Source organism: Haloferax sp. Atlit-109R (assembly GCF_003665865.1).
Lineage (GTDB): Archaea > Halobacteriota > Halobacteria > Halobacteriales > Haloferacaceae > Haloferax > Haloferax volcanii.
Window position 1 is genome coordinate 1,442,194 of record NZ_QPLO01000002.1, and the last position, 10,787, is coordinate 1,452,980.

The window sequence follows — 10,787 nt, forward strand, 5'->3', positions numbered from 1 at the left end:
GCGCATCCGACGACGCCGCCCAGCTACCCCCGCCCGCCGCCTGGCGTTCGCGTTTACTCGGTGAGCGTCATCGTCATCGGCTCCATGTCGAGGAACGCCGTCTCGTACCCCTCGTGGCGAGCCGCCTGCGGCGGTGAGTCGACCGTGATGGTGAACTCGTCGCCCGCACTGAGTTCGGGAACGACGGCTCCGTAGTGATAGGCGAGGTCCGGGTCGAGCGTCGACTGGAGGTAGCCGTCGAAGACCGTCTCGCCGTCGCGTCGCAGTGTTCCCGACAGCGCCATCTGGGGGAGCATATACCGATTGTGTGGCGTCCGCGGGGAGACGGCGACGTACGTCTCGCCCGTCGTGCCGCCGAACGGCGTCGCGTCCGCGAGCGTCGTCACGACGAAGACGGCGTCACCGCTCGTCGCCGTTCCCCGGACCGTTCCCGGGAGGTCGCGTTCCGTCGGGACCTGCGTGCTCGGAAGCATCTCCATGGCCATCGGTTCGACGGCACCCGCTGTCCCCTCCTCGTCGGCGGGGATGTCCGACACCATAATCTCGTCGAGCGCCGACGCCGCGAACTCGAACTCGAAGGAAAACGAGACGTCACCCCCGCTGTCGGCGAGCGCCCCGGTCCGCCGAATCGACGGCGACCCGACACGCACGTCGATGTCGAAGACGCCCTCGCCGCCGAGCGCGACGTTGTCACCGAAGTGAAAGCCCATCGGCTGTGAGAGCATGGGCCACGGCGAGAGTTCCGCGACGGTCTCGCCGTCCCGTGTGAACGTCAGTTGCGGGTTGCGGTCCGGCGGAACGAGACCCGTCTCTGTGTGCCAGACGATGGGCATTACGTGCACGGTGTCCTCGGGCTCGACGGCGACGGTCGTCAGCCCATCGGGCTTGACTAACCAGAAGCGGTGTGAGTACGTGTATGCGAGCGCGCAACTGTAATCGCCGGCCGATTGCATACCGACCACGTCCATGCCTTCGAAGTGCGTCGGCAGATAGACCGCGTCCGGTCGGTCTTCGACGAGCGGCGGTTCGGCCGATGACGCCGTAGAGCCGCCGTTCGACTCGGTCCCCTCAGCGCCGGACCCCCCGGAACTGACACCGCCGAGACAGCCCGCGAGACCGCCGACAGAGAGTCCCCCGACCGTCCGGAAGAGGGTGCGTCTACGCACGAGGCTCCTCCCTCGCCGAGTCGTCCTCGCCCGTCGACCCGTCCGCGGGAGCCGCCGGCGGCAGCGCCCGCAGACGGCGCGGGGGTACGAGGAAGTTCCCCCGCCGTACGGTGCGAACGTACTGCAGAATGCCGTTGTTATTGCGCTGGCCGACGGACGACTTCTCGGCGAGGTCCGTCCCGTTCATTGCCTCTCGCGTCGTCACGAAGTCGGTGATTCCCCGCTGTACTGAGAGGAAGTGAAGCCCCGCGTGACCACCGTCGGTCGAGTCGAAGTCGCGTCTGAGGAGGAGGGGGCTGTCGTCCTCTCGCGCCCGGGCGACTTTCTGTGTGTGTCCGACGACGCCCGTCTCGCGGGCGGTGTCCGTCGCGTCGCCGCAGTCGCCGACGGCGCTGTCGGTTCCGAGGTTGTCGCCGACGCCTTCGATACGGTCGTTTTGGGCGTGGTACGGGCAGAACATCTTCGCTTCGCGCTGCCAGCGGTCGTCCTGCGTGTACCACTGGTCGAGATTGAGTCTCAGTCGTGAGATGTGTTGCGTCGTTCCGCCGGCGAACGGACCCGACCGGATGGTCACGCGGTCCTCGCTCGCTTGGTTCTTTTCGAACCCCGATTTGAACCCCATGAACAGCGGCGCGTCCTCGGGGACGCTGTCGGACGGCACGCCGTCGACGTCGGCGTTTTGCGCTGGCAGTCCCGTCCCGACGAACCCGGTTCGGCGGTCGACTACCTCGAACGCGTCGGTCAGGTTCGCCATCGGCTGGTCGACGCCGTTGAGCGTCGAACGCCCGTCGGTCAGCGCCGACTCGGCTCCGAGAACCACGTTCGCACGATTGCTAGCGAGATGGAGCACGGCGTCCGGTTCGTCGAATGCAGGGTCTTCGAAGGGGGATAGCGCCTCCGGTCGCGGAACGTCGACCGTGGCGGGAAGCGGGTCGTCGAACCGGTCGAAGTACGCCGGCGAGTAACCGACGGTCAGTAAGAGCCCGTCACCGCTTCGTTCGTAAGCGCGCTCGACCCCGCGAAGCGCTGTTTCGACGGCTTCTCTGTCCGCGTCAGTCGGACGGCCACTCGTCTGAAGATCTAAATAGAGGAGGAGATGGTGTCTCGGGGCGACAACGTTCCCATAGTCATCGCGTGGGAGAACACGGTTCCACGCGTGTTGCCGCGCCGGATGCGACGACAGGTCGTCGGGACCGCGCGGAACGTCAGTATCTTCTCGACTGAGACACGCGCTGAACGCCGCCGCGCCGCCCGCGGCCACGGCGGCTTTCAGGAACGCCCGCCGGTCGAGTTCGTCGCTCTCTGAATCGTCCATCGGCGGTACGCTATCCGCTGGACAGTCGTGACGGCTGTTCTCTTCATCTCTGTCCTCGTTTCGGACGTGTTCATTCCGGTGTGGTCGGTGGCAAGTGTCCCGCTCTGACATCACTTTTTGGTCGGCCTAAAAGTGTATAAAACTGCTGAAACTGTGGGGTAACGAGAGCGATTCGATGGCTTCAACCATAGCTTACCTTAGCGGTGTTGATTGTGTGGCGAACAGATACCGCCGGCTCAACTCACGAGAAGACAGTCTGTCTGTAGTGTGAACTGTGAACTAGTATAACTCCGTTCCATATCTCGAACACCGCAGTACGGATCTGACCAAGATACCAGATGTTGGTCGGTCTGGTGTAGCAGGTCTTGTTTTAACGAAATTCCGGTGTGAAGTGACCTCCAAACCTCCCAAGAACAACAGTATGTGTGAACCCCGCTGTCTCGTAGTGAGTTGTGTTTGTGTGCGCCGACGATGGGTGCCGGCGCAGGGGGTCGGACAGACTTCGACTCCTGAGTCGGCGAGGTGACGACGAATGCACCAGATAATCTACGCGCTCGTGACTGCATCGACAACAGACCAAGCCCTCTCGCGGACCGCCGACGTGTTCGACCAACATTATGTGACGGTCGATGACGACTCGACAACGGTCGCCGGTAGCGCCCGGTGGTGTGACCTCCCGGTTGCAGAACCTGTTGACTCAGAAGACGGCCAGGAACTCCTTGAGCGCGGGTGGCAGGTGACGACACGCGAGTTCGAGCGAAACCTCGAGCGTGTTCGCGAGGGCGTTGACGACCTCGACGCTGCGGCGATCATGCGCGATGAGGACCTCGTCAGGCATGCGTGCCACAATCTCGGGGCGTACCGTGGGCCGGTAGTGTACCTCTACGACGAGTTCGCTGACGGGGTTCGCCACCGCGAGCGGCTTGAGCAACTCGTCGAGTCGAACGATCATCTGTGGATCGTTCCCGCTGATGTCCATTATTGAGTCGACGCTGTGGCCAATGGTACTCCTGAGAGAGCCGCTTCCTGATCGTGGTATCGCTGTTCGAATCGTCGTCGACGACGTGGCTGATATCTATCGTGTCGAGTACACGCCGCTGTCCGGTGGTGTGGTGACCGACGAGTGGACTGTGTTCGGTGGGGTGTCGGAGTGCAAACAGGCTTGTAGCTGCAACACGTGGGAGATTCTTAATGTCATGATCCCGAACTGGCAACTTCTTCTATCTGTAATTGCCATTGTGCTTGGTTATGCTGTCAGTGGGCTAATCCAGAATAATCGAAGAACTGACGTTGTATATCGGGTTTTACTCAGTGTAGGGACGCTCTCGGCAATATACGTACTTATAGCATATTGAAGCCCTGTAAACAATCGATATTGTGTTGAGAACTGTACTGGAATGTCCTCACACCTTCGCTCTGCAAATGACCGTCCGTGATTCTGGTTGTATAACGCGGTCTTTTCAGTGTGATTGATTCACACGCTCTTCTAATCGGGGCGTTTGACTCACCCAGTATGAAATAAGTGGCTCCGATTGCTAAATACACCTTCTATATTCCACACGGACTTTCTGTCAGGTTCAGAAAATTTCAACAGAGATACCAATCTGACTCTGTTGAAACTCTTCGGTATTGACACCGAAAAGGAACTACTCGGCTCTGGTGAATCACTAGACGGCGTCGGTTTCGACCGGTAGAATTTGGAAGATGAAGCGGGAAACCGTCGATGCTCTATGTCGAAAATCTCCCGCTTCACGAAGAAGGCGGTCACGTTGGCTAAAAATGTTGTTGGTGACCGAGGCGAAGTCGCCGCCCCCGCAGGGGGTGGCGGCTTCGCCGACTACGCTCTCGTATCGCTGCACTGTCTGCGGATTTACCTCGATGAGTCGTACCGCAACGCACTGGATCTGCTGAGCGAAATGCCGCATATTCTCGCCGAGATCGGCCTCGAAGAGGGCGATCTCCCTGATCACTCGACACTAGTTAAGGCATTTGATAGGTTTCAGATGAAGGCCTGGCGAGTGCTGCTGCGCCTGTCGGCGCAGCTGCACGACCCCTCGGGTCACGCCGCCATCGATGCCACCTTTTTTGACCGCGAAAACGCTAGCAAGCACTACTGCCGCCGCACGAATTACCACGTTCAGACACTCAAAGCGACGGCTCTCGTCGATACGCAAACGCAAGCTGTTCTCGACGTTCATTGTACGACCGAGAAAACCCACGACACACAACTCGGCTGGCAGGTCGCCTCCCGCAACGCAGGCGACCTGCACAGCCTCGCCGCTGACAAAGGCTACGACTGGATGCAGTTACGCGAAAAACTACGCGAGGAAGGCGTGAGACCGCTGATTAAACATCGTATCTTCCGGCCCATCGACCACGCGCATAACGCGCGAGTCGATGGGCCTCGATACCGCCAGAGATCGATGTGTGAGACTGTCTTCTCGTCGATCAAGCGCACGCACGGCGACGCCGTGCGAGCGCGAACGTGGTACCGTGAATTTCGTGAACTCGTTTTGAAATGTGTCGTTCACAATATCAAGCGTGCCGCAACATAGCCAAATCAACCGCTGTATGGCGATTCACCAGAGCCATCCCATCTGGTTCCGCCTTGTCGACGAGAATCGAGCTCGGGTGGGTACAGCTCGCCTTGATACGACCGTATTGACGAGTCGATAGTATCTCTGTCTCGTCACTACATGCCGAGCGATAGTTATCATACGCGTCCTGGTTGTCTTTCTTCCCAACACTCACAATCACGTAAGCGGGGTCCATCGCTTCTACTGCCTCTCTGTGGAAGCCATCCTTGCGACCATGGTGAGCAGCTTTCAGCACATGGACGTCTTCGAGAACCTCAGGTCCCCACTCCTCTAAGATATCGTCCCAAACTTCTGTTTCGGCATCTCCTGGGAGCAGAATTGAGCGTGTTCCGTGTTGGATTTTGAGGACGTAGCTGTAGTCATTATATTCTGGATTTTCTAGCTCAGCATTCTGTTCATTAAGCTCTTGAACGAACTCCGGGGACGGATGAAGAATCTCTATACTGTCGTGTTCCCAGAATTTCTTTTGTTGCCCTCGAGTCGGCTGGATATTGTCGTGGCCCGTGTTTCCCTCTCGAATGTCGTCATAGAGTTCCCAATCTCCCCACTCATAGACCTCATACCAACTATCTTCATCACGTTCGCGATTGTGATTGGTGTCCCAAAACACATTGAATCCGATTTCTTCGTCAAGTCGCTTCAACCCCGATAGGTGGTCCATATCCGGATGTGTTGCGATGAAGCGCCAAATCTTGTGCGTCACCTCGTCAAAGTTCTCGCTATAGTACTCGATTGGATCATTGAGATACTCTTGAGCGTACTCTTCAGGGCTGATCTGGCTTTTCTGTCGGATACCAGATAAGCGGCTTTGTTGATCGTCCTTTACCGGAAACTGGAGATAGTACTCCAGACTGCTGATGTCGTCTTCTTCAACATGCGCCTTTTGCTCCGGCCAATCGTTGATATCGATAACCGATATTCGCCCTTCGTCACGATGCTGATCACCGGGGTGCCGAATGATGGTGCAATCACCGTGGTCAACGTTCAAAAAATGAACCTGAAGGTGATTATAGAGCATTTGATGTGAACACACACCAACTCCGCATGTTTCTTTCGGGTGACATTTCTTTTTAACCCTGTCCGAACCTCCTAAGAAGCCGGCTAATCTAATGCCAGTATGGCTGCTGTCGAAATCTACATTTGGGACGTCAAGCGAGGGGATGCAATTTTTGTTAAAGGGCCGGAACGTAACGCAATTATTGATCTCGGACACACGAATGGCTTTTCTCCCAGTCGCCACATCCATACACAGCACGGAATCGATTCGGTTGACTACCTAGTGCTCACGCATCCAGATGAAGATCATATCGAAGACTTACCCGAGTTTTCATCGTACTTCTCACCCGAAGTGATTGCCCGTCGTGACGAAGCAGATGAGTACATCAGACGGCGGAAAAACGACCTCTATCCCGATCGTCCGCACTATCAGACAGTGACAGATTCCTATCTGACACTTACTGGTTCGTATGATAAACGAGCGACCTTCTCACCGAGTGATCCCTCTTGGAACGGTGGTCTGACGTTTACACATCATATCCTTTCGTTGGAGGAAGCCGGAACGACACCGATCGACGACTTAAGCAGGGGTGAGACGGTGAACCTAAACAATCTGAGTATTTTGACAGTTCTTGAATATGGGTCGTTCAAGCTTGTCACTGCGGGCGACCTCGAACAAAAGGCGATCGAAGCCCTTCTGCAGCGATCCTCAGTACGCGATGATCTTCGAGATACAAATGTTCTCATCGCACCACATCACGGCCGTGAGAGTAGTTACACACCGAAGTTGTTTCACTATATGACGCCGGAGTTAGTTGCGATCTCGGACGCGAAAGCCGGGTCGACGAATGCAAGCCAAAAATACAGTGCGCAGGCAACAGGCATCCCTGTCTCCCGACGATCAGGAACAACGACAAATCGGAATGTTGTTACTACTCGACAGGATGGTGTTCTCGACATCGGAATAGACGACGAAGAGTACCGTGTACGAATCGATTGACCATCTTTAGTACTCGCAGAATACGTCCGAGTATTTATAAGGAGTCAGCAACATATGTCAGATAATGGTTTCCACGTTCGACCCCTCGCAAAACACTGGACTCCGTGACGGTCCGGAGTTCGATACTCTTGCCCCCACTGCTGAAACTACCTCAAACGGGCTGCTCGACGGTATACAGGACTCTAACCCAACTACGTCTACGTTGGAGCAGCAGTCGCAGCAACCCTCCTTGGGGGAAGCTATTGGTAAAGCGGTTGTCTTGGTTGGTGCAGCATGGCTCGTTGGCAAAATTCTTGGGGAACTCTTTGGGTCTAGTGCAGATCTGACCGCTGTCGAAGAACAAATCCTAGCGTCGGCATAAACCCATCATAGATCGGGTCGATACCTCGGCAAACCTCTTTCAGTAATTCATATGAGGTGATATATAGGTGAGTGGAATAACTGTATCAACAAGTATGGCTCTCGCGCGAAGCTTTGGGGCACTCGGCTTCTATGATGTCCTCACGAATCTCGTTCCAGGTGCCCTCTGGACAGGTGCCTTCATCCTTTTACTCTCAGTTGATGAGCCGATGCAAGGACTTCCCAGCGGGGTGATTGTCGGGGGGTTTCTTGCCTTCGCGTACGTGATCGGACATCTACTGCAAGCACTTGGCAGTCGGGCTGACTCACCAACGACTTTCGGAGATACGCTCACTGCGATTCAAAGTGAAAATCCAGAGTCGGCACCTATATCGGTCACGTACGTTGAGGAGTCATTTTTGACGTTGTGCGAGCAACGATTTTCGCTCCCATCGGAGTTCAATCATTACGGGAAGCTGTTGAAGATGGTCCTGAGCTACCTCGAGACGACGCCGTATACGCGAGCACTTCGGTTTCAATCGGTCTATTCATTTCATCGAAGCATGTGGGCCGCATCATGGTCCCTCCTAGTTGTGGTCGCTGCTTTAGTTGGCTTCAGTTGTCTGGGGCACTCTCTTCTTCCTTCAATTAACGTAACTGGTGGTGTTACCATCGCTACTCTTGTGGGTGTGGTTGTCTTTCGGAATCGAAAAAATAAGTTCGACAAAACATTCGTGAAATACCTGTTCATCGATTTTTATAACGCTCAGAAGTCAACTGAGTCAAGAGGTACTGGGCCTGGCAGCTGAGATCTCCATATTTGAGTTAACAGTACTTTCACAACTTCTGATCTCCACAGAGAGAATGTGGACGCAGAGGAAGCCATCGAAACCGGGGGCCTGGCAGCATTCGTCCTGTTTACAGCCTTGTTCCTCTACAATCGATTTCTCGCTCGGTAGCTCACCGGATGCCGTCCAAACGGCTAACAAACTCTCGCGTTTCTTCTATGCCGGTGTGATGACTGTTGCTCCGACTTCTCATCTGGCGATAGTTATTGACATAGTAGCCGCTCTGGTCGCCTCTGTGGGGCTCCTACAGAGTGCCAATGAGTCCTTCAAAGGCGGGGTCATTGCTGCTGCGTTTCTCTATTTCTTCATTAGCTTCCTAGTGAACTATGCGACTGCCCCCGTGTAATCGATAGTTGTGCGGACTTATCCACTGCTATGCTCACGGAAATTTTAGTTAGGCTATTCTGAGTTCAGTGAAAAATACACCCTCACTTTTCAGGATAAGCGAGGTTATCCGGACAACCACACCAATCAGCGATGTTCAGAAGCTCGTCACATCGGTTCAATGTCGTTCGTGTGAACGATCAGTGAACTCGACACTATCGCTCGGTGTATTCACTGCCGACTGAGCTAGAGAGCCGACAAACTGAGGACACAGAAGAAGTAGCACACAGAGGAAGACAGAGTGTTCTAAGGTCCCCCTTCGTTGGAATCACTAGTCGAGTCAACGGATACACCCTTGGCCAAAACTAGTGGAATTCTACATCCCTGAATTCGAGGGTGAACTAGATTCCGGGCTCTACACCCATGGTCTACAGGGGTGTACCCACGTCGATTTTCCGCAAGGGTGTACGCAGATCGGAACCAATCGAGGGTGAAAACGAATCACTATCGGCCCGATTTATTCGACAGTACTGATTTCTAATTTGCTTGTGTTTACCCACAGGAGTCCCGCTACTGCACGAATCTCATCCACATACAACACTGGCCAATGGAAACATCACCTCCTGTAATGCTCACCAAACACAACGTCAATACGCTAATTCGTCAGTACACCCTCTCGTTGGTGGGGTGTATCGACTGTATTCGATTGCCGTCAACGCCGAAATTGGGTGGGGGTTGACGACTGCTCGTATTGGGTTTTTCGACGACCACCCATCTTGTGCAATGGCGCTCCTGAGCGTACTCTGGGGGGCTTCTCGACGTGACACACGGGTTGTGTCTCTCGAATGGAGCGTGTGCTTTTGCTCGTTGATTTTGAGTTGCCCCAATTGAATCGACGAGTAGATTGTATTCCCGGGGGATTTCGAGGGTGTAGTTTGGTACTGTCGGACTCGGAGTTCCAACGAGGCTGGCTAGAGAGGATGAGTTGGCTTTGAGTTCAGCTGTCGACGAGACGGCGCGATGGTGCAAGCGCGTACGTGGTGAGTCCTCTCGAAGACCAAGGAATCGAGGCGGTGACTCTCGACCAAAGAATGAACGCGGCCACCGACAGAAATCCCCGTCGCCGTCCGCGAAGCGAGGGACGGCAGACCAGGTTACGACTTGCGCGGGTGCGGGTCGAATGCGTCCGTCTCGACTGGCGAGGCGCACAACACGCACCCGTCGTCCAGAATCCGCTCGCGGATGCCCGCGTCGACACACACCTCGACGCTGCACACCGGGCAGTCGAAGACGAACTGACCTGGCACGGCGATCACGACCGAAGCACAGACCCCAATCAGTATCTATCACACCCCATCATAGGGCGGGAATACATAGGCGAGTTATCAACTACACGTCGAGAATCGTATCGAGAAGCTTCGACTGGGCGGCCGAAAGGTGTTCGGTGAACGTCGAGCGGTTGATATCGAGCGCCGCGGCGACCTCCGTCGCGTTCGCCTCACGGGGGTGCTCGAAGTAACCCATCTCGTGGGCCGTCTCGAGGACTTCCCGCTGTCTCGCCGTCAGTTCGTCGCGGTCGACGAACACGAGCGAGCCGGTAGCGGAGTCCGGCTCTGACTGCGTGAGTCGCCGGAGTGACACGCCGTCGAACGCCGATTTGAGGTTGACGACGATGTCGCGGAACGACTCGAGGTCCGCGGCGACGAACGACAGCACGACCGCGCCGCAGTCCGCTTCGAGGTGGCGGACTGGACAGCCGTGACCCTCGATGAGTTCGCAGGCACACCGCGACTCCTCGGTGAAAGAGTGGGTGACGCGATAAATCGTCTTCTGTTCGTGGTGAAATATCTCGTCCGCGTCATCAATCGCGGCCGACGAGGGGGCGGTAAACTCGACTGCGGCGGTATCGCCGGTAGCGCCGACCGACCGCGAGACGGATTCGACTGCGGTCTCCTTCGACGCCTCCGACACCCGACAGATGGACGGGTCGGCCACGTGGATTTCACCGTGCACGCCCTCATTCATAGGCCGGCGTACGGTGGTGGTTCTGAAATATTCTTCGGCGAATCCGTTCGCAGTCACGCGGTTTCGCTTCGGATTCCCTCCGATTCCTCGACGAGGGCGGTATAAAGTCCCCGCACCCTATGGTTCGGGTGTTACTGGCCTCGGTGCAGATTTTCGAACGAATCGAAGTATGCTATA

Annotated in this window: 11 protein-coding genes; 6 read left to right on the forward strand and 5 right to left on the reverse strand. The window is 56.1% G+C overall.

The features are described from left to right. Nucleotides 1-53 precede the first annotated feature (53 nt). Nucleotides 54-1,166: a hypothetical protein gene (locus DVK03_RS15675; protein WP_115803519.1), complete on the reverse strand. Its 1,113-nt coding sequence runs from the start codon at nt 1,164-1,166 to the stop codon at nt 54-56. Beyond that, nucleotides 1,159-2,481 carry a twin-arginine translocation signal domain-containing protein gene (locus tag DVK03_RS15680; RefSeq protein ID WP_115803518.1) on the reverse strand — a complete coding sequence of 441 codons (1,323 nt, stop codon included), beginning with the start codon at nt 2,479-2,481 and terminating at the stop codon, nt 1,159-1,161. The genes DVK03_RS15675 and DVK03_RS15680 overlap by 8 nt, the downstream gene beginning before the upstream one ends. A gap of 532 nt (nt 2,482-3,013) precedes the next feature. On the opposite strand from DVK03_RS15680, the gene DVK03_RS15685 reads away from it, so the two are divergent. The 3 genes from DVK03_RS15685 to DVK03_RS15695 all read left to right on the forward strand — a co-directional run bounded on the left by DVK03_RS15685 (nt 3,014) and on the right by DVK03_RS15695 (nt 5,036). After that, on the forward strand, nt 3,014-3,466 hold the full coding sequence (locus DVK03_RS15685; RefSeq protein WP_115803517.1) for a hypothetical protein: 453 nt from the start codon (nt 3,014-3,016) through the stop codon (nt 3,464-3,466). 16 nt (nt 3,467-3,482) lie between these two features. After that, on the forward strand, nt 3,483-3,836 hold the full coding sequence (locus tag DVK03_RS15690) for a hypothetical protein (protein ID WP_115803516.1): 354 nt from the start codon (nt 3,483-3,485) through the stop codon (nt 3,834-3,836). A 375-nt stretch (nt 3,837-4,211) separates the two neighbouring features. Then, entirely contained in the window at nt 4,212-5,036 is an 825-nt protein-coding gene (locus DVK03_RS15695; protein ID WP_115803515.1) for an IS5-like element ISHvo1 family transposase, read from the forward strand. Here DVK03_RS15695 and DVK03_RS15700 read toward each other — a convergent pair. Beyond that, entirely contained in the window at nt 5,017-6,096 is a 1,080-nt protein-coding gene (locus tag DVK03_RS15700; protein ID WP_115803514.1) for a ComEC/Rec2 family competence protein, read from the reverse strand. The genes DVK03_RS15695 and DVK03_RS15700 overlap by 20 nt on opposite strands. Before the next feature lie 99 nt (nt 6,097-6,195). On the opposite strand from DVK03_RS15700, the gene DVK03_RS15705 reads away from it, so the two are divergent. The 3 genes from DVK03_RS15705 to DVK03_RS19750 all read left to right on the forward strand — a co-directional run bounded on the left by DVK03_RS15705 (nt 6,196) and on the right by DVK03_RS19750 (nt 8,222). Beyond that, nucleotides 6,196-7,074: a ComEC/Rec2 family competence protein gene (locus tag DVK03_RS15705; RefSeq protein ID WP_115803513.1), complete on the forward strand. Its 879-nt coding sequence runs from the start codon at nt 6,196-6,198 to the stop codon at nt 7,072-7,074. A 64-nt stretch (nt 7,075-7,138) separates the two neighbouring features. Continuing rightward, the gene (locus DVK03_RS19745) at nt 7,139-7,435 is read left to right on the forward strand and encodes a hypothetical protein (protein WP_121540823.1); all 297 of its coding nucleotides are present in this window, start codon (nt 7,139-7,141) and stop codon (nt 7,433-7,435) included. 67 nt (nt 7,436-7,502) lie between these two features. Then, the gene (locus tag DVK03_RS19750; RefSeq protein ID WP_147301756.1) at nt 7,503-8,222 is read left to right on the forward strand and encodes a hypothetical protein; all 720 of its coding nucleotides are present in this window, start codon (nt 7,503-7,505) and stop codon (nt 8,220-8,222) included. 1,517 nt (nt 8,223-9,739) lie between these two features. On the opposite strand, the gene DVK03_RS20135 is transcribed toward DVK03_RS19750, so the two are convergent. Next, nucleotides 9,740-9,892 (reverse strand): hypothetical protein, encoded by a 153-nt coding sequence (locus tag DVK03_RS20135; protein ID WP_162471306.1) that lies wholly within the window; start codon nt 9,890-9,892, stop codon nt 9,740-9,742. An 82-nt stretch (nt 9,893-9,974) separates the two neighbouring features. Then, nucleotides 9,975-10,610: a transcriptional regulator NarO gene (gene narO, locus DVK03_RS15710; protein ID WP_004041376.1), complete on the reverse strand. Its 636-nt coding sequence runs from the start codon at nt 10,608-10,610 to the stop codon at nt 9,975-9,977. Nucleotides 10,611-10,787: the final 177 nt, after the last annotated feature.

What these genes read in the sequence shown, in the direction of transcription:
- DVK03_RS15695 (WP_115803515.1), top strand. Translation starts at nt 4,212, where the DNA reads ATGTCGAAAATCTCCCGCTTCACGAAGAAGGCGGTCACGTTGGCTAAA.
- DVK03_RS15700 (WP_115803514.1), bottom strand. Translation starts at nt 6,096, where the DNA reads ATGCTCTATAATCACCTTCAGGTTCATTTTTTGAACGTTGACCACGGT.
- DVK03_RS15690 (WP_115803516.1), top strand. Translation starts at nt 3,483, where the DNA reads ATGGTACTCCTGAGAGAGCCGCTTCCTGATCGTGGTATCGCTGTTCGA.
- DVK03_RS15705 (WP_115803513.1), top strand. Translation starts at nt 6,196, where the DNA reads ATGGCTGCTGTCGAAATCTACATTTGGGACGTCAAGCGAGGGGATGCA.
- DVK03_RS15680 (WP_115803518.1), bottom strand. Translation starts at nt 2,481, where the DNA reads ATGGACGATTCAGAGAGCGACGAACTCGACCGGCGGGCGTTCCTGAAA.
- DVK03_RS19745 (WP_121540823.1), top strand. Translation starts at nt 7,139, where the DNA reads ATGGTTTCCACGTTCGACCCCTCGCAAAACACTGGACTCCGTGACGGT.
- narO (WP_004041376.1), bottom strand. Translation starts at nt 10,610, where the DNA reads ATGAATGAGGGCGTGCACGGTGAAATCCACGTGGCCGACCCGTCCATC.
- DVK03_RS15685 (WP_115803517.1), top strand. Translation starts at nt 3,014, where the DNA reads ATGCACCAGATAATCTACGCGCTCGTGACTGCATCGACAACAGACCAA.